We start from the raw sequence: 21,043 nt of genomic DNA, 5'->3' as shown, positions 1-21,043 counted from the left end.
CTCAAGCTCTCTTGCCAACGGCCTCTCCGAGCAATCCCTGCGGCCGGAAAAGAAGAACGAGGATAAAGACCGCAAAGAGAACGACGGTCGAGGATGTCATCGTGAAGATGCCGTCGCTGCCCGGCAGAACGCGATCGATGGCGGGAAACAACGCCGGCAGTGCGGGAATTAAAATCTCGAAGATCGCGACCAGGAACGCTCCTAGCACCGCGCCCGGCAGGCTTCCCCAGCCACCGATCGTCGCAGCGAGATAGGCCTTGATGGTGTAATTTGCTCCGTCCGTAGGGGACGTATAATAGGTGGCGCCTAAAAAGGCTCCGGCAGCACCGGCCAGCGCAGTGGCGATCATAAAGGTCGAGGCCACCATCACCCGAACATCGATGCCGCAGGCCGCCGCCATGAACGGATCTTGTGCGACTGCGCGCAGACGTTTGCCGATACGCGTATGGGTAAACAGGACGTATTGTATCGCGATGAGAACCGCAGCCGTTACGATGACGGCCAGGGATTGCTCGCTGAACGCCTGCGATCCGACATGCAGGATCGACGTTCCCAGGATCGGCGGAGAGGATTTCGGTTCCGGCCCATAGATCAGCAGCGTTAAATTTTCGATGATGGTGCCGACCGAGATCGTCGAAATGAAGATCGTGACGACAGGCTGTTTCTGCAGGGGGAGATAGGCCACCAGATACAACACGAGACCGATCGGCGCGGACAGCAGGATCACGACCGGCAGCAACAGCAATCCGTTCGACCCAAGGATGCTGCCGAGCGTGAACGATATGTAACTGCCGAGAGTGACGATTGCTCCATGGCCGAAATTCACGGCTTGGGTCGCATTCAAGACGAGCACAAATCCCAGCGACATCAAAGCATACGCAGAGGCGAGCGCCACCGTGCTGAAGAGAATTTGAACCATGTGAAATCCTCGGCAGCGACGCGGCTACTTCGTAATATCGACGTTGTCGAAGCGAGCAGCCAGGTTCGGCGTGCGGGACTTTCCGTCAAAGCAGACCACGACAGCCGAATGCGCCATGTTTCCCTGGCCGTCATTCTTGAAGTCCATGCTGACGCCGTGAAACGTCTGTGTGTCCAGGAACGCCTTGACGTCTTTCGCTGTCGCGGCGCCACCCTCGATTGCTTTCATGACCATCATCGAGCCATCATATTGCTGCAACGCGCTCCCATCCGGCTGGATGCCGAACTTGGCTATGTAGTCGTCGATGAAGCGATCCATTGCCGGCGATGCGCCTTTTCCGATCCAGGCCGATGTCTCGGCGCAGGTCATCCCGATCTCCGATGGCTCGAGCAAAGCTGTGGTCGATGGGTAGGTCAGGAATGTATTTGCAACGACGGTGATTTTGGCGCCCGACTGAGCATATTGTTTGGCAAACAGAGCCATCGATGTCGGCAGCAATTGCGTCAGAATGACGTCTGGCTCAGCGGCTTGTATCCTTGCGATCAGGGGAGTCATGTCCTTGATGGACAAATCGACGGAATCTGAAAAGACAACTTTTGCGCCGAAACGGGTCGCATAGTTTTTCAGATGATATTCACCGCTTTGGCCGTACGCGACGGAATTGAACAAGATGGCGACGCGCTTCTTCCCGAGGGTGTCGACGGCATATTTTGCCTGAGCATATTTGGTTACAGCGTCCGACGGATAATAGCGGAAGATGAAGGGACTGCCTTTTTCCGTGATTGCCGCCGTCCCCGAGACTGTGATCATAGGTAGCTTGAGTTCATTCGCCACGTCCAGCATCGGCAAGACTTGCGTGCCGAAGACGGGCGCCACCACGGCGACGACGCCCTTTTGATCGCCGACGCGCTCCAGCGCATTAGTCCCGCCCTCGGGCGCCCCACCGGTATCAAACACATCCATCGCGACGTTGCCACCGGCGGAGCTGTGAGCTTTCGCCAATAATGTCGCATTTCGTTGCGCCGTGCCGTCCTGAGCGAGAGGCCCTGTCAGCGGGACGATAATCGGGAGGCTGAGCTGTTGAGCTTCCACCATCGTCGCGGTGCATGAAGCAAAGAAAAGAACGAGAGCTTGGATCAAACGCATATTGGTCTTCCTGTTCCAACCACACTTGCAAGAATGCCCGTCTCGGCCTAATGATTAGCGCCGCAAAAGCTGTCTGACAAGCAGACTGCCAGACCGTTTTTTAGCCCTTCTGCTTGTTGAGACGAGGCACAGTGCGTAAGATTGCGTCATTTCCCACAGGGACGATTGATCAGGTGGACACAGCACCAAAAGTCCAAGTGCCTCGTGTCGCGAGAACCTCGCTGGTCGACGAGGTCATCGCGGTCATCAAAAAGATGCTGGCCGAGGATGCGTGGGCGGCCGGGACGAAGTTGCCGTCAGAGATCGAACTTGGGCGTCTTCTGGGCGTGGGTCGCTCCACGGTCCGAGAAGCGTTGCGGGTATTGGGCCATCTGGGCGTTGTTGAAGCCCGGAGCGGCTCGGGGACCTACGTCACCGGTGCAGAGGTGTGGCAGCGCGACCTGCTGACGCCGACGTCTAAGAAGACGCGCGCTGAGTTTCTGGAATTTCGGAAATTGATCGAGATTCCCGCGAGCGGATTCGCGGCGGAAAGACATTCGCAAGCCGAAATGGATGCGATCATGTCGGCTTGGCAGCGCTGCATGGAAGATGTCCAAGATAGCGATGAGATGGCGAAGCTGGACTATGATTTTCACCTGTCCATCGTCACGGCATCCCACAACGCCTATCTGACCAAAGCCTTCGCGACGCATGCGAATGATTTTATCGTTCACGTCGGAGCGGTGCTTAAGCTCGGTTTGCTTTCCGGCATGCTTCCCTTTCATTCGGGTCTTGTTGACGCAATCAAAAGACGAGATAAGCCGGCCGCCGTGAAGGCCACGGTTCAGAACCTGCGAGAGATCGAAGTGCGGGTTGAACTGATCGATCGCCGCGCGCAGAACAATCTTGCTTCAGGTCTTGCCGACTCCGAGCCGAACGCCCCGGCCAAGAAGCGCGGGAACGGTCGCCAACGACACAAAGCAAAAAGAAAAATCGCTCTCCGGGAAGCCGCTGTTCGAAAAACTGTTATGTAGCAGGAAATCATGTGGTTCGATGATGATCGGTCCCAGTCCAATGCCGGTGCCATTGTCTGATCGGCTGCAAGCTCGGCTTGCGCGCACCTCGGTGCTCATTCTGTCCGGCAAAACGGCGCCGGCAAGAAACGGACGAGAACCGCAGCGCTCTGGATCAAAGTTGATGGGGGAGCGAAACGCTCGCTTGGGTGCGCTACCTCGGCAACTGCGCCGGCGCGTTCTTCTTCGCCGCAACGGGCGGCTTAACCGCCCCGACCGGCGGCTAGCGTCATTTTGGCGTGATAGATCTTGCCGTCGCGGGGATCGAGGACGTTGCCGTTCTCGTACGTCAGTCCATTGCGTTTCATGTCCCTGATAAAGGAAATTCCGAGCACCAATGCATCCTTGCGATCGTCGGTGCATTTCGTGCAGGCATCATTGCTATCTTCGCCGGGAAGCAGAAACGTCTTGGCGATGACGCCTTCGAAGATGCCTTCGTCATCGACCACCAAGACCTACACCACCGGCTTGCCATCTTCGAGCTCTGCCATAGCCCCGCAGCCGACGGCTCGACGGCACGCCCCGGAGACAGCGCCGCGAACAGTATGACGAGGCCAGCACGAACGACAGCATCAATCGAGGTTTCGATACAGTAATCACATCGGCGCCACCTGACCACGCCATCCGAACCTCCTCGATCGTTACCGTAGAATCCCAACGACGCCATAAAGCGCCTGCTCTCTGGCCCTAAGAATGGCTTCGGACCTATCTGCGGCCTGCTCCAAGACGTTGGGTCCTCCATCCAGGGTAACGAAGCCGAAGGGGCGCGCTTTAGGTCCGCTGACCGGCGATGGAATATCTGATTTCGACAGAAGACTCCCGATCAACGGGCCTCTTATCTCACATCCCACTGAGCAGATTTCGAGCCGCTCGACTCGGACAGGCATAGCCCTGTCTGATATTGCCTTCGGAGTTCGGAGATGCGACGACGCTTTCCGCGAAACAGCGGACTTGGCTGCGCCTGCAGGTTGAACCGCGGAAGTCTCCGATACAACAGGCCGGCGCACAGTGTTATTGCCTTTGTTTGCTAAGTTATCGCCATTGTCTGACAAGCTGTCGCGCTTGATAGATCGCGAAGGGCATCGACGGGTTTTCCGCCTGGTTGCGGTTGTTCTACAGCCCGCTTGTCTTTGACGATCACTTTCCTGTGCAGTCAAAAGCGATGTACGAAACCAATATCGAACTTGTCCATATTGAATTTCACCTTATTGCGATCGACCGGTAGCGAATCAAAGCTCGCGTCGAAGAATTGTACGCGCCGGTATCCGAAGCGAAGACTGTCATGGTCGCTCCAAAGATATTCCAGGCCGCCGCCGGCCGTCCATCCGGATAGCGTGTGAGAATCGCTGAGGCCAAATGCGTCGTTCTTCACACTCATATTGGCGAACGCATAGCCGCCGGTCACATAGATCAGGGTGCGATCCCATAGATACCCTGCTCTGGCACCCACCGAGCCATCGAAATCAATGCGGGTTTTGTATCCGGATATACCGTCTATGCTGGATTCGCCGCCACTCAGGAAATCGTAGTTCAAATCCGCTGTCGGGCCGAACACGAAGCGATTGTAACGGAAATCGTAGCCGCCCGAGGCGCCGAGTGTGATTCCTTTAGCGTCGCTCAGCTGATTGCCGCCGAATGAAATGCTATTATAGCCGATCGATGGCTTGAAGTAGAATCCCTGCCAAGAGGAAGGAAGCGGCGCCTTGCTATAGTTTGGAATGATGAGGTTAAAGGGGCTGCTCAGATTGCCGATGGGCGTCAAGGGCTCGGGAAGACTCTGCGCCATCGAAGCGCCTGCCGGCAACAAAAAGGCCGATATAGCCAGCGCGAACAAGGCCTTTCTCATCACAGTTTTCCTTACAATTCTCATCACAGTTTTCCTTGGCGTCTTGGCCTCAGTTGACTCCAGAGAACGGTGCCGGTTTTCAAGGCCATATGTGGTGACTGGAGTGTCCCCCGTTTCACCGAACACCCGGCTACTGGGTTTGAGCACGGATGAATTCCCTCGGGGAGTGCATCGTGAGCGCTGAGTGAGGATGGATCTCGTTGTCGTCATCGATCCATCGGACGATCTGCCGTAGCACGGCGGGCACGCCCGCAAGGGGGAGATACGCAGGTAGATGGCGCCGAGTGCAGTAAGCAACGGAGTCCAGAACGTCAAAGGCCGCGACGATGAATTACGTGAAGTCGCTGGCCAAGCAATTGGGCCCGAAGGGCATCCGGGTCAACGGCGTCGCACCGGGCCCGATCTGGACTCCGTTGCAGGTTTCGGGGGGCGCCTCGATGGAGAAGCTGGAGAAGTTCGGCAGCCAAACCCCGCTGGGCCGCCCCGGGCAGCCGGCGGAGCTGGGCTGGATCTACGTGCAATTGGCAGCGGCCGATGCGAGCTTTGCCACGGGCCAGGTCTACGGCGCGGCCGGCGGCTCGGGCCAGCCTTGAGCAACTATTTCGGGTTCGGATCAGCAAGGCCCTTGCCGGGATTTTCAAGCCTGCCAGCCCGGCTGAGCGTTACGGCGCTGCCGAGCGCACGCGCCGCGTTCAACGCGTCCTGCCGGAACGCCTCGTCCTCATCGAGTGCTTGATGAGACGTGGCATATGGCTCCATATAGCCGATGTAGCCGTTGGCCTCCGCCATCCCGCCAGCCGATATCAAGCTCATGTCGGTGAGCCAATCCGATAATGAACGACGCAACGTTTCCGCGCCAACGTTGTCGCCGTGAACGACAATTCCAAAATATCGGCCAGCCAAATGTCGCGGATAGGGCCAGCCCGCCATTTCGAGCGCCTTGGCCTCCGCCGCCGTCTTGCCGTGGGTAGAAGACGGATCTGGATTGCCGCCGTCGGCACAAACCAGCCGGTCCATCATGGCCTTCAATCCCGTCGGCGCGTGGTACCAGTTGACAGGAGTGACGATCAGGATGCCATGAGCCGCGACCCATAGCGGATAGATCTCGTTCATCCAGTCGTCGGTCTGTCCCAGCGAGTAATTCGGGTAACAACTGCACGGCCAGTGGCATAACGCCATCGACGTCGACACACAGGCTTTGCAGGGATGAATTTCCTTGCCGAATTCCGACGCCAGCCGAGAAAGGTCGAGAATATCGACCGCGAATCCTTTTTCAACGAGAACCGGTTCGACGAGCTTGACCAAGCGCCACGTCTTGGACATTTCACCCGGACATGTATGTTCGCTGCGGGATGAACCATTGATGATCAGGATACGTGGCGCTGCGCTCAAATCGTCGTGTCGCCGCTGCGCATCCAGGATCGCCTCGCGGCCGACGAGCCAGTCCACCGCGATTTCGTACTCCGGATCGGCGAATCCCGGTCCCGCCTTGCGGGTGACCGGAGACTTGCGTGAATGGCTATAAGCATCCCATGCAGCCGCGATGATGGAAGCCAGCTCGCGCTGCAGCGGCGCGAAAACAGGATCGGAAAAGCGGCGGCGGTAGCGCTTTTCGAATTCGTCGCGGGAGAGTTTGACAGGCGGCATTCCCTTGCGAACGTCAGGCTCCGTCATCCTGCCAAACCTCCTTGCGGCGTAGCTGCGACAAACTCCCGTCAGGACGACCGCTTCACTTACGGTTCTTATTCATCGCCTGAGCCATTTCGAGGTGATGCTGCAGCGTCGGCAATGTCTTACCTGCCCAGTCCTTCAGCTTGGGGTTATCACCCGACTTTGAATAGCGCTCGAACAAAGAGACGGCATCCTTGTGGGCGCTGACCTGCATCGGATCGTACTCGGCGGCGAAGTCGTCGGGCTTGGTATCCCGAAGCTTTCCGAGCTTTTTCTTCGAGGAATCGTCAAGCTTCGCCGGAATGTCGGCCTTGACCTCTCCGCTGCTCACCATGCCTTTTATATCGGTGCTGGTCTTGGTGTGATCCGTGATCATCTGTGCGGCGAATTTCCTTTCCTCGGCGTTGCCCTTGTCCTGCACAATCTTGGCGGCAGCGATTTCCAGCATGTCGCTGGTCGCCGCTTCCTTGACAAAATCCGCCGTGGTCGGGCTGATGTCGAGCGCGGAGTTGACGCCGGTTTTCTCACCCATCGACTGGGCGAACGCTGGCGAAAATGCGAGAAGAGCTACTGTCGATACGGTGATTGCAAATTTATTCATTAAAGCCTCCAGCAATGATTTGTCTTTCGTCAATCCCGGAAGCGTCACCTTGGTTCCCATTGCTGATGCGCTCAAAATGTCGATCTCATGTCACCGAAATCGGAATCTCGTCGGCCTCGACATATTCAAGCGGGTTATCTTTTGAGATTCGCACGGGGATGGATTTTGCCGCGGGAACTTTACTTCCTTCGGCAAAATGCGAGAGCGGAATGAGTTCGTTGCACTCCGGGTAGTAACCGGCGATACTCTTGCGCGGTATGTCATACGGAACGACCTGGAGTTCGCCGAGAGAGCGATCAACGCCGTCGTTTACCGCCGTTGACAGCGTGACGAAGTCACCCGACTTCAGCTCCATCTCAGCCATGTCTTCAGGATTGATAAGGACGACATAGCGACCTCCCTGGATGCCGCGAAAGCGGTCATCCTCGTTGTAGATCGTGGTATTGAACTGGCCGTCGGCGCGCATGGTCATCAATTCGTAGATGTCGTCCGCTTCCGCGGGTGGATTCAGCGCCGATGTGGGGACGGTGAAATTTGCCTTTCCGTTCGGCGTCTTCCATTTCCGTTCACGCGCGCCAAGCGGGCGCGGAAAACCACCGGGTTCGAACATCCGCCGGTTGAACTCCTTGAACTGGTCCGGATAAGTCCGCTCGATCGCATCGCGCACCAGCGAATAGTCGGCAACCCAGGTGTCCCAATCGAGTTTCGGGTTGGCTTTCAGGGTCGCCTTGGCCAGTTCGGCGACGATCTTCACCTCCGACAGAAGGCTTTTTGCGACCGGCTCGCGCTGGCCGCGTGAACCGTGAATGGACGTGGTGGAGTCTTCCATTGAGATCGCCTGCGGCCCGCTTGCCTGGGTATCGATCTCGATCCGGCCGAGGCAGGGTAGCAGGTACGTGACCTCGCCCGGAACGATGTGGCTGCGGTTCAGTTTGGTCGCGATCTGCACCGACAGTCGCAATCCCGTCCACGCCGGCTCCATCAATGACCGTTCGGGAACCGCGCGCAGGAAATTGCCGCCGAGGCTGACGAAGCCGCAGACGTCGCCCTTGAGAATACCCTTGCACGCATCGACCGTGGTGAGACCTTCCCAGCGCGGCGGATCGAAATCGTAAAGTTCCGCAAGCCGGTCGAGCGGCACCAGCTTCGTCTTTTCAGAGATTCCAACCGTACGCTGTCCCTGCACATTGGAATGGCCGCGAATGGGAGATATACCCGCGCCTGGTTTGCCGATATTTCCGCGAAGCAACAACAGATTGACGATCATCTTGACGGTTTCGACGCCGTGCCTGTGCTGAGTGATGCCCATTCCGTAGTTGGCGATGACTGCTTTCGACGCCATGTAAACATTGGCGGCGTCGGTCATCGACGCACGGCTTAGTCCTGAAACGCGCTCCAGCTCATTCCAATGGTTCTGGCGACAGAAGGCTGCGAACTCTTCAAAGCCCGACGTATGTTGCTCGATAAAATTCATATCGACGACACGCGGGGATCCGGACGCCCGTGCAGCGTCATCGGCGTCGATGATGGCCTTGCATATTCCGGCAATCGCCGCCGCATCACCGCCGAGGCGCACCTGATGGTACTGCGTGCTGATCCGGGTGCCGCCCATCACCATCTGAATCGGATTCTGGGGATTGGTGAAGCGCTCAAGCCCGCGTTCGCGCAACGGGTTGAACGTAATGATCGGCACGCCGCGCTGGGCGGCCTCCTGCAGGGGATGCAGCATGCGCGGCGCATTGGTCGTGGTATTATGGCCGAAGAAGAAGATGCAATCCGCCTGCTCGAAATCGGAAAGCAATACGGTACCGACCGGGACCCCGATCACTTCCGGAAGCGCCACCGACGTGGTCTCGTGACACATGTTGGAGCTGTCCGGAAAATTGTTGGTCCCGTACATCCGGCCGAACAGCTGATACATGTAGCTCGCTTCGAGCGAAGCCCGGCCCGACGTATACATGACGACCGAACGTGGACCGAGCCTGCTGAGTTCGGCCCCGATTTCGCGGAACGCAGTGCTCCAATCCACCGGTACATATTTGTCGGTCGATGCATCGTATCGCATTGGCGTCGTTAAACGCCCCTGCTCTTCCAACTCGTGGTCTGACCAGCTACGCAGCTCAGCCAAGGTATGAGCAGCGAAAAAATCCGGCGTGACGGTTTTTCCCGTCACCTCCCATGCCGTGGCCATGGCACCGTTCTCGCAGAATTCGAACGGATGCGGCTTGGCCGGTTTCGCCCAGGAGCAACTGACGCACATGAAGCCGTCGGGCTTGTTCTGCTTGAGAAGGATTTCGCTGCCGAGGATCGCAACCTCTTCTTGCGTCAGGATGCTGGCGACGGCCTTCACCGATCCCCAACCTCCCGCCGGGCCATCATAATGTTCAACCTTGACTCTCTGTCTCACGGCCGGATCTCCTTCAATGGATTGCAAGGAAAACCCGATGCCTGGACAAGAAGTTCCTGCGCCTGTTGGACTTTGCACGAATTGAGTGTCGATATTTCGTCTCGATCAGGCCTGGTCGCCGGAGGCCGATCGATCATCACGATCATGCAGCAATCAGCTTGTCGATCGTGATGGGAAAGTCGCGCACGCGCGTGCCGGTAGCATGAAAGATCGCGTTGGCAACGGCCGCAGCGGTACCGACGATCCCGATTTCACCCAGCCCCTTCACACCCAGCGGGCTGACCTTGTCGTCCTGCTCGTCGACAAAGATGACTTCGATATCCGCGATATCGGCGTGGGCCGGAACGTGATATTCGGCAAAATCATGATTCATGATCTTGCCGAGCCGATGGTCGGTCATCGCCTCTTCATGCAGCGCCATTCCGATGCCCATGACCACGCCGCCCAGAATCTGGCTACGCGCTGTCTTCGGATTGAGGATGCGGCCGGCCGCGGCGGCACATACGATCCTGGGAATTCGGACGATGCCCAGCTCCTCGTCGACGCGGACTTCCGCAAACACCGCCGAATGGGTGTAGCTGACATATTTCCGCATCTGCCTGGCGTTCGGACTGACCTTGCCATCCTCGACGATCTCATCGAGATCGGCGGCATGCATCACTTCGGCGATCGACAGGCTGCGGCCGGGATCGTCTTTGCGCCCGATCCGGCCGGCATGGAATTCAACCTCTTCGAACCCGGAATCGGCCAACGGAGAATTGGCCATCTTTTTCGCGTGCTTGAACAGCGTCTGTCTGACCGCGTCGCAGGCCGCCTGCACGGCCGATCCATTCGAAGCGGCTGTCCATGACCCGCCCTCGACGGGAGACTCGGGCAGCAGGGAATCGCCGATATTCGGCGTGACCGACTCGATCGGCAAGCCAAGCGCATCGGCGCCAATCTGGGCAAGGATGGTCCAGGTGCCCGTGCCGATATCGGACGCCGCGGTCGAAACCTCGAGTTTGCCATCGGCCGTCAATCTCGCCTTTGCGGCCGCCTTCATGAGGAAGGCGTCCCACGTGCCGGTGGCCATCCCGAGTCCGACCAGTTCATGTCCTGCGCGCATCGAGCGCGGCTGCGGCTTGCGCCTGCTCCAGCCGATCGCCGCCGCTCCTCGCCGATAGCAGTCGAGCAGCGCCTTTGAGGTGAACATCTTTCCGGTGTTCTCATCCTTGGATGCGAAGTTGACCTTCCGCAATTCAAGCGGATCAATCCCGACCTCGTAGGACAGCTCGTCCATCGCGCATTCGAGCGCCGTGATACCGACGGCCGCGCCCGGCGCGCGCATGTCACAGGGCGTCGCAGTGTTGAGCTTGGCAAGCGCATAGGTCAGCTTGACGTTGTCGCAGTGGTACATCATGCCGGACCAGTTCACGACCGCCTCCTGGTAGTCCTCCTGATGCGACGTGGCCGCGACCGCGTCGTGCATGATGGAGGTCAGTTGACCGTTGCCGTCCGTGGCGAGCGAGACCGTCTGGTAGGTATCCGGCCGGTAGCCGATGTGGAACATCTGCGTCCGCGTCAACGTTACGCGGACCGATCGCTTGAGCTCGATACTGGCCATCACCGCCAAGAACAACTGCTGCTGCGGCCGCAATCCGGAGCCGAACGCGCCGCCCACATAGCGATTGATGACGCGGGCATCGCTGCCTTTCAGGCCGAACACGGAGCTGACGTAGCTCTGACTGGCCTGCGGCCCCTGCGTTTTTTCGTAGATCGTGAGCTTTCCATCACCCTCATAGACGCAGGTCGTGCCGAACATTTCCATCGGGTTGTGATGCTCGGCGTTGATGCGATAGTCGCCGCTGAACCGATGGGGCGCCTGCGAGAACGCCGTCTCGGCGTCACCGCGAGGCTCTGGGGGCGCCGGAATGCCGCTGCGCTTTTCCGGCGGATCATACGCCTCGGAACGCTTGCGTTCTAGTTCCGTACAGTACGCATCGACCCGGTAGTCGGCGTGGATCAGCGATGCCGCGTCTCGCGCCGCCTCGTAACTGTCAGCAACGACCAGCGCAATCGGCTGGCCATCAAAAATGATCCGATCCGAATTCAAGGGCCGAAACGGATGGCCGGGTGGCGCGACCTCATCGCGCCAGCTGCGGTCCAGCCGGGCAGCCTTGCCACGATTTTCGTGGGTGAAGATTTCGACTACGCCTGGAACCGTCCTCGCTCGATCGATATAGAGCTTCCGGATGTGGCCCGAGGCAATCGTGCTCGATACGATAACCCCATAGAGCAGATCGGTCGCAGCATATTCCGCCGCGTATTTCGCCTGACCGGTGACCTTGAGGCGGCCGTCGACGCGATTTGTGGCGCGCCCGATGTGATGGAGTTCGGCTGACTGCACAGGCTGTCTCCCTAGCGAATGGTCTTGTCGGATTGATCCTGGGGCGTTCCGGCGGCGGCTTGCCGCAGCGCCCGGACGATCGTGCGTCGCGCCAACTCAACCTTGAAGTCATTTTGACCCTGGCCCTTCGACTGCTGGAGCACCTCGTCGGCAAACGCCTTGAAGGTCTCCTCGTCGGCATGCTTACCGCGCAGGCTCTCCTCCGCCGCGCGGTCGCGCCACGGCTTGTGGGCGACGCCGCCGAGCGCAATTCGGGCTTCCTCGACGGTGCCGCCGGACATTTTCAGGCCAACGGCGACGCTTACCAGCGCGAATGCATAGGAAAGTCGGTCTCGGACCTTGAGGTAGGTGTGGTTCGGACCGAACGTCGCGGCGGGCAATTCAACAGCAATAATCAACTCACCTGTCCGCAACGTATTATCGCGTTCCGGCTCATTGGCCGGCAAACGATGAAACTCCGCAAACGGTATCGTGCGCGTACCGCCCGGTCCCTCAACATGCACAACGGCATCGAGGGCGGCTAACGCGACGCACATGTCGGATGGGTGAACCGCGATGCATTCATCACTTGTGCCGAGGATGGCGTGAATGCGGTTGACGCCGCCAATGGCTGAGCAACCGCTGCCGGGGACACGCTTGTTGCAGGCGGTCGACGGATCGTAAAAGTAATAGCAGCGTGTTCGCTGCAGCAGATTGCCGCCGGTGGTCGCAGCGTTCCGCAGTTGCGGCGACGCCCCTGCGAGGATTGCGCTGGCGAGGAGCGCATAACGCTTCACGACGCGCGGATCCCAAGCCAGATCGCTGTTCGTGACGAGCGCGCCAATCCTAAGTCCGCCGCTCGGCGTCTCTTCGATGGCTTTCAGCGGCAGCCGATTGATGTCGACAATCCGGGATGGCTTGGCGACGTCATACTTCATGAGATCGACAAGATTGGTGCCGCCGGCCAGGGCCCTGGCATCAGGCACAGCGGCAAGCGCTTTCACCGCATCGGCAACGGATTCCGCCCTCACATAATCGAACCGGTTCATTCGGCGGCCTCCCGCTTGGTGCGTTGCTGCAATACGTCCTCGATCGCATCCGCGATATTGGTATAGGCGCCACACCGGCAGAGATTTCCGCTCATCTGCTCGCGAATATCGGCGCGGGTATGGGCGTGGCCTTCCCTGAGCAATCCCGCGGCGGAACAGATCTGGCCGGGCGTGCAGTAACCGCACTGGAATGCGTCATGTTCGACAAAGGCGGTCTGCAGCGGATGCAACTCCCCGCCCTCCGATAGTCCTTCGATGGTGATGATGTCGGAGCCATCCCGCGCCACCGCCAACACAAGGCAGGAATTGATCCGCCTGCCGCCGATCAGCACCGTACACGCGCCGCACTGGCCTTGATCGCATCCCTTCTTCGTGCCGGTGAATTGCAATTGCTCGCGCAGAAGATCCAGCAGGGTAACCCATGGATCAACCCTCAGTTCATGACGGTGGCCATTGATGGTCAGGGTTATCGGTACGCCGGAAGACGTGACGGAATGGGACACGCGGGACCTCGCTTTTGCAGAGCGATTGAGTGTCTAGAACCTTTTCAAGGAAGACACGTTCCACACCGGCAAAATGCGGGCCACGGCTGGCCGACCGACGCTTGAGCATACATAGGCTGTTCAAAGACATCGCCGCGGAGATTGGCGCCGAGCCGAGAAGCTCCCGATCCGGCGTTCCATTGTCGGAACCGACAAGGGGATGTGACGTTTATTTGACTGATATTGTCATTCAGGGGGGTGCTTCGAAGTGGCTTTAGCGACCGTTCGTCCGACAGCAGCCGATGTTGCGATAGCAAGGTCGATAGCATCGCACACCAATCCTCCTACGGAAGAGGTCGCGGAAGTCGTGACGTGGGGCGCGGACGAACATGTGCTGTGCGCGCTCACGGCGGCATGGTGGCTCTATACGCGACATCAAGACCGTACCAAACGTCAGGCCGCTGACCACATTCTGTTGACGACACTGGTCGCGTCAGCGCTTCCGCATTTGTTCAAGATGATCTTCGATCAACAGCGCCCGGATCGGTTGACGATCCGAGGTCACGGCCGCGGAGTGCCGCTCTCCGGGAAACAATTTGACGCCTTTCCGTCCGGACATGCTGTCCACGTCGGCGCACTGGCATCCGCCGCATCTCGGCTGTCACGGCGACAACGCAACGCGGTGTGGCTCGTTGGTGCAGGTCTGGTCGCGACCCGGATCGTGCTGCTCGCCCACTGGACCAGCGACGTTGTCGTCGGGCTTGCGATCGGCGTCGCCACGGAGCGGCTCTTGCGGAGATTTACCGGCTACGGCCGGGACATGGACACCCATTGATTTCCCAATTTGACAGGGCGACGTCATGAACATGCCCCTCGAACCTTCCTGGCCTGACATCGCGATCCGTCTTGCACTGACGATGCTCGCCGGCGCCGTCATCGGATTTAACCGCGGCGCGCGCGGTCACGCCGCCGGGTTTAGAACCACCATCCTGGTCGGCCTGGCGGCCGCGCTCGCCATGATCCAGGCCAATATCCTGCTGCCGCTGAGCGGCAAGACGCCGGAGTCTTTTGCCGTGATGGACCTGATGCGCCTGCCGCTGGGTATCCTGACCGGCGTAGGCTTCATCGGCGGCGGCACGATCCTGAAGAAGGGCGATCTGGCCGTGGGGGTAACGACCGCAGCAACCCTGTGGCTGATGACGGTGATCGGACTATGCCTGGGTGGCGGCCAATTGATTCTCGGCATCGCCGCTACCCTGCTGGGTGTTCTGACGCTCGGGCCTTTGAAGTGGGTCGATCGCATCATCCCCCGCGAACATCGCGCCAGGCTGGTCGTCACCGGCCCGGCACAATGGAATGTGCTGGTCGACATGCCCAAGCTTGTCCAACCGATGAAGTACCGTGCGCATTTTCAGGAGCAGCGACAAAGTCCGGATGCGGACGGAATGGACTATACGTTCGAGTTGTCCTGGAAGCAGCCCGAGCTGGCCGGTCCCCCCACTGAGCTCCTGCAAATGATCGACCGTCATTTCCGCGTCAAATCCTTCGAGCTCACCACCGAGAACGGGCGATAATCAGGTAAAAGCCAGTTGGATGAAGAAGCCCTGGCCCGCATCCTGATCGGCACCTCAGGCTGGAATTACGATTCCTGGCGGGAAGCCTTTTTCCCAAAGGGGTTGCCGATCAAGAACCAGCTTCAATACTATGCCAGCCAGTTTCAGACCACCGAACTAAACGGGGTCTTTTACCGGACACCGACACCGGAGGCCGTCACGAGCTGGCAAGCGTAGACCGGAACGGAATTTGTCTTCGCCTGGAAGGCCTCGAAATTCATCACCCATTGGAAAAGGCTGTCGCATCGTTCAATCGACAGCCTCGAATTGCTGGAAGATCGTCTCTCGCTGCTCGGCGGCAAGGCTGGACCGATCCTGTTTCAATTGCCGCCGAATTTCGAAGCCGATTCCGACCGGCTTGCTTCGTTCATCAAGCTGCTGTCGAAGAAGCGACGTTACAGTTTCGAATTCCGACACCCGAGCTGGTATCAGAATCGCATTTTTGGATTATTGTCCGAGCGAAACATCTCGCTTTGCCTCTCCGACCACCATGACGCGCCATCGCCATGGAAGCGCACTGCCGACTTCGTCTATATACGTGGACACGGGCCGACGGGGCGCTACAAGGGGCATTATCGTCCCGATGTACTGGCGGATTGGGTACGACGTATCAAGTCGTGGAAACGGCAGGGATGCGACGTGTTCGTCTATTTCGACAATGACCAGAAGAGTACGGCACCTGCCGACGCGATCAGACTACGCCGGCTGTTGGAATGATGGCCGGGCTTCGAGGCTATTCATTTCGCTATTTTTATTTCGGAGATTGCGATCCCGGCGAAGTCAGCCATTCATTGATGCGAGCCGCCGTTTCCGCCTGCCTTGCCCGTTCAATCAACGCTTCGCGCTCCAGGCTCTGCGGCAATTTTCCTGCGGCTGCGCGGGCTTCTTCGGCAGCTTTTTGCAATCGTTGATCGAATGGAATGGCGTGTTTCTGCCGATTTCTCTTCGTCATTGGCGCCTCCCGCGCTGAAATTGCGGACAAAATCGCGCGCGATCCTTGCCCTCCCCTTGTCTACGCACGTAACACCGGATCCGACAAAGGCGGCGATGCATTTGTGATCATCATGCCGTCCTCTCCTCTTCGCGGCCCGGCACGCTGACGTGAACTTCATGGCCGTCGCGGATCGCCAATGAGGCTGCCGCGGCAGCCGATTCGAACGCGGCTTCCTTCGTGGCATATTCACCGTTGATGTTGCCATCGTGGAGCACGCCCCATTGGTCGCGGACCGCAACAATTGCATACTGAGCCAGTCCCATCTTCGGATCTCCTCTGCCAAGCGGTACAAGAACGGCGAAAAGCGTTGCCTGTTCCTTCCGTTCGTTCTAGCTGGTGGACTGCGCCCGAATGCCATTCCTCTCCGGGTCATTTAACGGTCAATACGACCTTCCCGACCGAGTGCCCCTTTTCCACCGCAGCAAGGGCTTCAGCAGCTGCCTTCAAAGGAAACGTCTGCTGAACATACGGCTTGACCTTTCCCGTGACCACGAGCTTCGCAATCTCGGCCAGTTCATCGCCATCGGCCTCGACCGTATAACGCATGGCGCGGACGCCGAGCTCTTTGGCCTTCTCCTGCGACGGATCGGTCAGCGTCGAAACCAGCACCGCACCTTTCTTCAGCAGCTTCCAGGAGCGCTCGCGGGTGTCGCCGTCGATCAGGTCGAAGACCATATCCAGATCGGATACTTCTTCCTCGAAACGCTTCTTCTTGTAGTCGATGACGACATCAGCACCGAGCGACCGCGCAAAATCGACATTCTCGGTCGATACTGTCGTCAACACGCGCGCACCCTTGGCCTTGGCGAATTGCACCGCGAAATGCCCGACGCCGCCGGAGCCGCCGTGGATCAGGACGGACTGACCGGCCTTCAGGCCGCCATGCCGGAACAGGCCCTGCCAGGCGGTCTGGCCCGCCAGCGGAATGGCGGCCGCATGTATATGATCGATACCGGACGGCTTCGCCGCAACCGCGGTCTGGGCCAGCACCACCTGCTCCGCGTAACCGCCGCCGCAAATCCCGACCATGCCCAACACGTCGTCGCCGGCCTTGAAACGCGACGCCTGGGCGCCGCATTTTGCGACCACGCCGGAAACATCACGTCCGAGGGTATAAGGCAGACGATCTTCCTTCACGGCCGGATATTTGCCGGAGCGGATCTTGAAATCGACCGGGTTGATGCTGGCGGCGCGCACCGCGACCAGCACCTGTCCCGCGTCCGGCTGCGACTGATCGACCTCGTCGGCGTGTGGGGCTTCCGGCCCACCAAATTGATGAATGCGTATTTTTTGAACTTTCGTCATCGCTGCCTCCTCGTCTCCAGGACCAACGTCTCCCGCCCTCCGCTGTTCCTATCCACCTGGAACTCGGCGATCGCAGAAGGTTCTTGCCCAATCCATGGAGGGACCAGCTATGGCAGCACCATCTTCGCGTCAGAAACGGATCACCGGCAGGGTCATGCACGAATTCAAGCATGGCGAGCTCAAGAGCGGCCGCGGCGGTAAAGTCAAGAACCGCCGTCAAGCGATTGCCATCGCACTCGAGGAAGCCGGCGCGTCAAAATACGAAAGCAGGCGCCGTAACCGCCGCAACCTGCAGCGGACCGAAGGCAAGGAAACCTAGGGCCGTACAGCGCAGCAGGAGCGCGAGGGCAAGTCCCATGTCGGCGCTTCGCGGAAGCGGGAGAGCACCAGGACCATGGGCGGAAAGGATGCGCGTAAGCAGACGGCGCGAGGACATCGCGCGGCGATCTCCCGTTCCCGCAAGCTCGACGGACACACCCGGCAGGAGCTGTATCAGGAGGCCCGAAACCGGCACATCGAGGGACGATCCTGGATGAGCAAGCGTCAGCTCGAGAACGCGCTTGGGATGCACTGAGGGCTCCTGTGAGACAGTCGACGCCTCAGCTATCGTGGCCGGATTTAGTTTCCGCCGCCCGGCGTCAGCGCCGGCTGCACTGATTCGTGGCTTCGTGACGTTGTTATGATTTCGCGAACGCTTCCCTCAGGAAACAGAGCCGTCATAGGTCAGCCGAGTTTCGCTGGTTTCGCCATTGGTCATCTCGCCTTCGAGGTAAGTTTCAAGTTGTGGAAGGGTCCGGTTGAATTTTTCCGCAACTCCCACCATCTCGCAGGTCCGCCTGATGCGAGCGATCGGTTTTAACAGAACATCGATGATTGCGATGGCCATCACTCACAGTCCGGCCATCGGCGATCCGTTCCCGCACCGGATCGGAAACGGCCGAAGCCTGGAACATGCGCCGCCTTCGGCGATTGCGATAGCGAGGGGTTCAGTTCGGAGAGGGTCATGTCATACGCGTTGTTTGAGGACGAGGAAAAGCTTACCCGCAGTTTTGCGACCCGGGATGAGGTCTGGAAGGCAGCCGAACGCGCCGGTCTCGTCATCCCCGGTCCCGAGGGAAAAATGGTTCTGGATGATGATTTCGAAATCAAGCCATGCGAGGCCGATCCCAACGAAGTCGTCGCAGACCCCGGTTCCGATTTCACCTTGGGCTGACAGTCCGCCAATCAACCACCGCCCTCCGATGTCACCCGCCACACCGTGTTGCCGACGTCGTCGGCAATCAGCAGAGCCCCTGACTTGTCTACCGCAAGCCCGACGGGACGACCGCGCGACTGATTATCGTTGTCGAGGAATCCGGTCACGACATCCTGCGCCATTCCGTTGGGCTGGCCGCCGCTAAACGGCACGAACACAACCTTGTACCCGTTCAGCGGATCGCGGTTCCAGCTGCCGTGCTCGCCCACAAATGCCCCGCCGCGGTAAGCCTCCGGAAGATTGGACCCCGTGTAGAACGCAAGGCCGAGCGGAGCGACATGCGAGCTCAGGGCATAATCCGGCGGAATGGCCTTTGCGACCAGGTCCGGCCGCTGCGGCTGGACCCGCGGATCGACGTGCTGGCCGTAATAGCTATAGGGCCAGCCGTAAAACGCGCCGTCTTTCACCGAGGTCATATAGTCGGGGACCAGATCGGGGCCGAGTTCGTCCCGCTCGTTCACCACCGCCCACAGGGCGCCGCTCTGCGGCTCGAAGCTCAAGCCGTTCGGATTACGCAGACCGCTGGCGAAGATGCGATGGCGGCCGGTCGCGCGGTCAACCTGCCAGATCGCCGCGCGGTCCCTCTCCGCCTCCATGCCGTTCTCGGTGATGTTGCTGTTGGAGCCGATGCCGACATACAGCAGCGAGCCATCCGGGCTGGCTACGAGGCTCTTGGTCCAATGATGGTCGATCGGACCGCCGGGCAGTTCGGTGAGCTGCGTGCCGGCCTCGGTGATTTTTGTGTCGCCTTCCTTGTAGGGGTATCTCACGATCGCATCGGTGTCGGCGACATAGAGATCGTTGCCGACCAGCGCCACGCCAAATGGCGAGTGGAGATGGTCAAGAAATACGCTCTGGGTCTGGGGAACACCGTCGCCATTGGCATCGCGCAACAGCGTGATGCGGTTGCTGGCCCCGGTATCGCCTCCGGACGTTGCCCATGATTCCACCAGGCTCATCACGAAATCCTTGGGCCGCGCGATAGGCTGCGTATTCGGAGATTTCGATTCGACGACCAGGACATCCCCATTGGGCAGCACATAAAGCGACCGCGGATGCTGCAAACCTTTGGCCAGCGCCTGGATCTTGAGTCCTTGCGCGACCGTCGGCGTTTCGTCCGTTTTCCATCCGACGACATGGGCGATATGCACGGGCGGAATGAGATATTGCTTCAGATCTGGCAAGTTCGGATGAGGACCGATCTGGGCCTTTGGATCGCCGCCCTGATCGTTACATCCAGCAAGGCAAAGGGCCGAGGCACAAAAAGCCATGAGGCTCGCGAGCCGGGTTGCCCGCGCCATATCCATTGCAGCAAACATCACTTGATCACTCCGACGCCGTGACGATAAACCATCGACCAACCGAGCCAGCCCGTGATGGGCAGGATCAGCACGACGATCACCGAAAGAATAAGTCCGACGGGCATCACCGACGTCCAGGCATCTCGCGTATGCACCAGGGTGTTGAGCAGTGCGAGCAGCAGGACGACGATATTGCCGATCATGTGGGGCCATGCCGGGGCTTGCGCACGGATCAAACGATTGCCGAGAAAATCGATCAGGCCGGCGATCGTCGCCAGCCCGCCCATGATCATGCCGATCACGAGCAGCCAATCGGAAAAATCCGCCCACATCACGTTGGCTGTTCGGGCATAGGCGATGTCGGTCACCAGCGCACCGACGAAGCATACGATCGGAAATGGCACCAGCATTGGATGGACAGGACGACTCGCGATCCGCACTGTCGAGCGCAGACGGTTGTTCACCGGGTGAAGATCATCGTTATATGTCAAAGAGCCCTCCTCAGATGCCGATCGTTCTGGAAACGCCGCGTGTCCAACCATCTGAACAAGCCGGAGTTCCGAGTGGGGTTAGCCGCTTTTGATGCAAATTCGTTTGGTCAAGACCAAATTGTTTGGAGATCATGTAGTTCCCCTGGGGATGCCCAAGGCAACCTTAGTCGTCGCCACAGTAAGTTCCTAAATTCACCGAAGTACGAGGACATCACGGGCGACTACTGGGATAATCAAAACGGCGGTAACAATCCTATTGATGGCGTCGACAGCTCATTCATCGGGACTTCACTATTTTCCAGCACAAGTGCGGCGGAGCTTTTTCTGAGAGATTTCGGCCGGTCAGCTAGCCGGCTGCGCGGCGCTCGATCGCGTCACGCTTCCGAATCTTCCACCGAGGTTCTGGCGTAGTTTTGAGGGGATCGACGATTCAAAGTTCGCAGTTTGATTCGGGCCGGAGAGCCACTTCGGTACAAAACTGCGAACTTCTGACCCCGAAGTTTCCACTCCCCTCTTTCCCCCAGACCCTACGAGCGTCTGGAAGAA

23 protein-coding genes and 2 pseudogenes are annotated in these 21,043 nt (G+C 59.1%); 9 read left to right on the top strand and 16 right to left on the bottom strand.

Annotated features, from left to right (window positions below; all coding sequences use genetic code 11):
- Position 1: 1 nt before the first annotated feature.
- Together HB630_RS23430 and HB630_RS23425 are read right to left on the bottom strand one after the other, a co-directional pair.
- Entirely contained in the window at positions 2–919 is a 918-nt protein-coding gene (locus HB630_RS23430; protein WP_213775046.1) for a branched-chain amino acid ABC transporter permease, read from the bottom strand.
- A gap of 24 nt (positions 920–943) precedes the next feature.
- Complete coding sequence (locus HB630_RS23425; RefSeq protein ID WP_213775045.1) at positions 944–2,065, bottom strand: ABC transporter substrate-binding protein; 1,122 nt, start codon at positions 2,063–2,065, stop codon at positions 944–946.
- A gap of 131 nt (positions 2,066–2,196) precedes the next feature.
- On the opposite strand from HB630_RS23425, the gene HB630_RS23420 reads away from it, so the two are divergent.
- Entirely contained in the window at positions 2,197–3,078 is an 882-nt protein-coding gene (locus HB630_RS23420; protein WP_213775043.1) for a FadR/GntR family transcriptional regulator, read from the top strand.
- A 242-nt stretch (positions 3,079–3,320) separates the two neighbouring features.
- Here the strand turns inward: HB630_RS23420 and HB630_RS23415 are convergent, their stop codons facing one another.
- Together HB630_RS23415 and HB630_RS23410 are read right to left on the bottom strand one after the other, a co-directional pair.
- The gene (locus HB630_RS23415; RefSeq protein ID WP_346656130.1) at positions 3,321–3,566 is read right to left on the bottom strand and encodes a DUF2147 domain-containing protein; all 246 of its coding nucleotides are present in this window, start codon (positions 3,564–3,566) and stop codon (positions 3,321–3,323) included.
- 704 nt (positions 3,567–4,270) lie between these two features.
- Positions 4,271–4,963: an outer membrane beta-barrel protein gene (locus tag HB630_RS23410; RefSeq protein WP_213775042.1), complete on the bottom strand. Its 693-nt coding sequence runs from the start codon at positions 4,961–4,963 to the stop codon at positions 4,271–4,273.
- Positions 4,964–5,274: 311 nt separating this feature from the next.
- Between HB630_RS23410 and HB630_RS23405 the strand changes: the two are divergent.
- Positions 5,275–5,556, top strand: a pseudogene (locus tag HB630_RS23405) (SDR family oxidoreductase); the annotation flags it as partial.
- 4 nt (positions 5,557–5,560) lie between these two features.
- Here the strand turns inward: HB630_RS23405 and HB630_RS23400 are convergent.
- From HB630_RS23400 to HB630_RS23375, 6 genes are all read right to left on the bottom strand, one after another.
- Complete coding sequence (locus HB630_RS23400; protein ID WP_213775041.1) at positions 5,561–6,637, bottom strand: flavodoxin family protein; 1,077 nt, start codon at positions 6,635–6,637, stop codon at positions 5,561–5,563.
- 55 nt (positions 6,638–6,692) lie between these two features.
- Entirely contained in the window at positions 6,693–7,235 is a 543-nt protein-coding gene (locus HB630_RS23395; RefSeq protein WP_213775207.1) for a DUF4142 domain-containing protein, read from the bottom strand.
- A gap of 85 nt (positions 7,236–7,320) precedes the next feature.
- Complete coding sequence (locus HB630_RS23390; protein WP_213775039.1) at positions 7,321–9,642, bottom strand: FdhF/YdeP family oxidoreductase; 2,322 nt, start codon at positions 9,640–9,642, stop codon at positions 7,321–7,323.
- A 142-nt stretch (positions 9,643–9,784) separates the two neighbouring features.
- A complete protein-coding gene (locus HB630_RS23385) occupies positions 9,785–12,028 on the bottom strand; it encodes a molybdopterin cofactor-binding domain-containing protein (protein WP_213775037.1) in 2,244 nt (747 codons plus the stop codon).
- 11 nt (positions 12,029–12,039) lie between these two features.
- Positions 12,040–13,056 carry a xanthine dehydrogenase family protein subunit M gene (locus tag HB630_RS23380; RefSeq protein ID WP_213775035.1) on the bottom strand — a complete coding sequence of 339 codons (1,017 nt, stop codon included), beginning with the start codon at positions 13,054–13,056 and terminating at the stop codon, positions 12,040–12,042.
- Positions 13,053–13,559 (bottom strand): 2Fe-2S iron-sulfur cluster-binding protein, encoded by a 507-nt coding sequence (locus HB630_RS23375; RefSeq protein WP_213775033.1) that lies wholly within the window; start codon positions 13,557–13,559, stop codon positions 13,053–13,055. The genes HB630_RS23380 and HB630_RS23375 overlap by 4 nt, the downstream gene beginning before the upstream one ends.
- A gap of 346 nt (positions 13,560–13,905) precedes the next feature.
- Between HB630_RS23375 and HB630_RS23370 the strand changes: the two genes are divergently transcribed.
- From HB630_RS23370 to HB630_RS23360, 3 genes and pseudogenes are all read left to right on the top strand, one after another.
- Entirely contained in the window at positions 13,906–14,373 is a 468-nt protein-coding gene (locus HB630_RS23370) for a phosphatase PAP2 family protein (RefSeq protein ID WP_346656126.1), read from the top strand.
- Between the two features lie 25 nt (positions 14,374–14,398).
- Positions 14,399–15,112, top strand: coding sequence for an MgtC/SapB family protein (locus HB630_RS23365; RefSeq protein WP_213775029.1), 714 nt, complete (start codon positions 14,399–14,401; stop codon positions 15,110–15,112).
- A 30-nt stretch (positions 15,113–15,142) separates the two neighbouring features.
- Positions 15,143–15,868: pseudogene (locus HB630_RS23360) on the top strand (DUF72 domain-containing protein).
- 34 nt (positions 15,869–15,902) lie between these two features.
- Here HB630_RS23360 and HB630_RS23355 read toward each other — a convergent pair.
- The 3 genes from HB630_RS23355 to HB630_RS23345 all read right to left on the bottom strand — a co-directional run bounded on the left by HB630_RS23355 (position 15,903) and on the right by HB630_RS23345 (position 17,450).
- Entirely contained in the window at positions 15,903–16,133 is a 231-nt protein-coding gene (locus HB630_RS23355) for a hypothetical protein (protein ID WP_249781010.1), read from the bottom strand.
- An 80-nt stretch (positions 16,134–16,213) separates the two neighbouring features.
- Entirely contained in the window at positions 16,214–16,408 is a 195-nt protein-coding gene (locus HB630_RS23350) for a hypothetical protein (protein WP_213775027.1), read from the bottom strand.
- A gap of 106 nt (positions 16,409–16,514) precedes the next feature.
- The gene (locus HB630_RS23345) at positions 16,515–17,450 is read right to left on the bottom strand and encodes an NADP-dependent oxidoreductase (protein ID WP_213775025.1); all 936 of its coding nucleotides are present in this window, start codon (positions 17,448–17,450) and stop codon (positions 16,515–16,517) included.
- A gap of 109 nt (positions 17,451–17,559) precedes the next feature.
- On the opposite strand from HB630_RS23345, the gene HB630_RS23340 reads away from it, so the two are divergent.
- On the top strand, positions 17,560–17,769 hold the full coding sequence (locus tag HB630_RS23340; protein ID WP_213775023.1) for a DUF6496 domain-containing protein: 210 nt from the start codon (positions 17,560–17,562) through the stop codon (positions 17,767–17,769).
- 75 nt (positions 17,770–17,844) lie between these two features.
- Positions 17,845–18,024 carry a hypothetical protein gene (locus HB630_RS23335; RefSeq protein WP_213775022.1) on the top strand — a complete coding sequence of 60 codons (180 nt, stop codon included), beginning with the start codon at positions 17,845–17,847 and terminating at the stop codon, positions 18,022–18,024.
- 126 nt (positions 18,025–18,150) lie between these two features.
- Here HB630_RS23335 and HB630_RS23330 read toward each other — a convergent pair whose 3' ends face one another.
- Positions 18,151–18,336, bottom strand: coding sequence for a hypothetical protein (locus HB630_RS23330; RefSeq protein ID WP_213775021.1), 186 nt, complete (start codon positions 18,334–18,336; stop codon positions 18,151–18,153).
- 117 nt (positions 18,337–18,453) lie between these two features.
- Between HB630_RS23330 and HB630_RS23325 the strand changes: the two genes are divergently transcribed.
- Positions 18,454–18,663, top strand: coding sequence for a hypothetical protein (locus tag HB630_RS23325; RefSeq protein ID WP_213775020.1), 210 nt, complete (start codon positions 18,454–18,456; stop codon positions 18,661–18,663).
- Between the two features lie 11 nt (positions 18,664–18,674).
- On the opposite strand, the gene HB630_RS23320 is transcribed toward HB630_RS23325, so the two are convergent.
- The gene (locus HB630_RS23320) at positions 18,675–19,976 is read right to left on the bottom strand and encodes a sorbosone dehydrogenase family protein (RefSeq protein WP_249781021.1); all 1,302 of its coding nucleotides are present in this window, start codon (positions 19,974–19,976) and stop codon (positions 18,675–18,677) included.
- Between the two features lie 47 nt (positions 19,977–20,023).
- A complete protein-coding gene (locus HB630_RS23315; protein WP_346656129.1) occupies positions 20,024–20,470 on the bottom strand; it encodes a DUF2231 domain-containing protein in 447 nt (148 codons plus the stop codon).
- Between the two features lie 66 nt (positions 20,471–20,536).
- Between HB630_RS23315 and HB630_RS23310 the strand changes: the two genes are divergently transcribed.
- Positions 20,537–20,908, top strand: coding sequence for a hypothetical protein (locus tag HB630_RS23310; protein ID WP_213775018.1), 372 nt, complete (start codon positions 20,537–20,539; stop codon positions 20,906–20,908).
- Positions 20,909–21,043 lie beyond the last annotated feature (135 nt).

The organism is Bradyrhizobium sp. dw_78, from assembly GCF_018449525.1.
Taxonomy (GTDB): domain Bacteria; phylum Pseudomonadota; class Alphaproteobacteria; order Rhizobiales; family Xanthobacteraceae; genus Bradyrhizobium.
The sequence above is the reverse complement of the archived record's forward strand: the minus strand, read 5'-3'. Positions and strand labels throughout refer to the sequence as shown.

Bases quoted from the DNA above. Each gene is read 5' to 3' on its own strand.
- HB630_RS23425 (WP_213775045.1), bottom strand. From the start codon at position 2,065: ATGCGTTTGATCCAAGCTCTCGTTCTTTTCTTTGCTTCATGCACCGCG.
- HB630_RS23340 (WP_213775023.1), top strand. From the start codon at position 17,560: ATGGCAGCACCATCTTCGCGTCAGAAACGGATCACCGGCAGGGTCATG.
- HB630_RS23395 (WP_213775207.1), bottom strand. From the start codon at position 7,235: ATGAATAAATTTGCAATCACCGTATCGACAGTAGCTCTTCTCGCATTT.
- HB630_RS23410 (WP_213775042.1), bottom strand. From the start codon at position 4,963: ATGAGAAAGGCCTTGTTCGCGCTGGCTATATCGGCCTTTTTGTTGCCG.
- HB630_RS23320 (WP_249781021.1), bottom strand. From the start codon at position 19,976: ATGGCTTTTTGTGCCTCGGCCCTTTGCCTTGCTGGATGTAACGATCAG.
- HB630_RS23365 (WP_213775029.1), top strand. From the start codon at position 14,399: ATGAACATGCCCCTCGAACCTTCCTGGCCTGACATCGCGATCCGTCTT.
- HB630_RS23335 (WP_213775022.1), top strand. From the start codon at position 17,845: ATGGGCGGAAAGGATGCGCGTAAGCAGACGGCGCGAGGACATCGCGCG.
- HB630_RS23380 (WP_213775035.1), bottom strand. From the start codon at position 13,056: ATGAACCGGTTCGATTATGTGAGGGCGGAATCCGTTGCCGATGCGGTG.
- HB630_RS23325 (WP_213775020.1), top strand. From the start codon at position 18,454: ATGTCATACGCGTTGTTTGAGGACGAGGAAAAGCTTACCCGCAGTTTT.
- HB630_RS23330 (WP_213775021.1), bottom strand. From the start codon at position 18,336: ATGGCCATCGCAATCATCGATGTTCTGTTAAAACCGATCGCTCGCATC.
- HB630_RS23345 (WP_213775025.1), bottom strand. From the start codon at position 17,450: ATGACGAAAGTTCAAAAAATACGCATTCATCAATTTGGTGGGCCGGAA.
- HB630_RS23400 (WP_213775041.1), bottom strand. From the start codon at position 6,637: ATGACGGAGCCTGACGTTCGCAAGGGAATGCCGCCTGTCAAACTCTCC.
- HB630_RS23350 (WP_213775027.1), bottom strand. From the start codon at position 16,408: ATGGGACTGGCTCAGTATGCAATTGTTGCGGTCCGCGACCAATGGGGC.
- HB630_RS23430 (WP_213775046.1), bottom strand. From the start codon at position 919: ATGGTTCAAATTCTCTTCAGCACGGTGGCGCTCGCCTCTGCGTATGCT.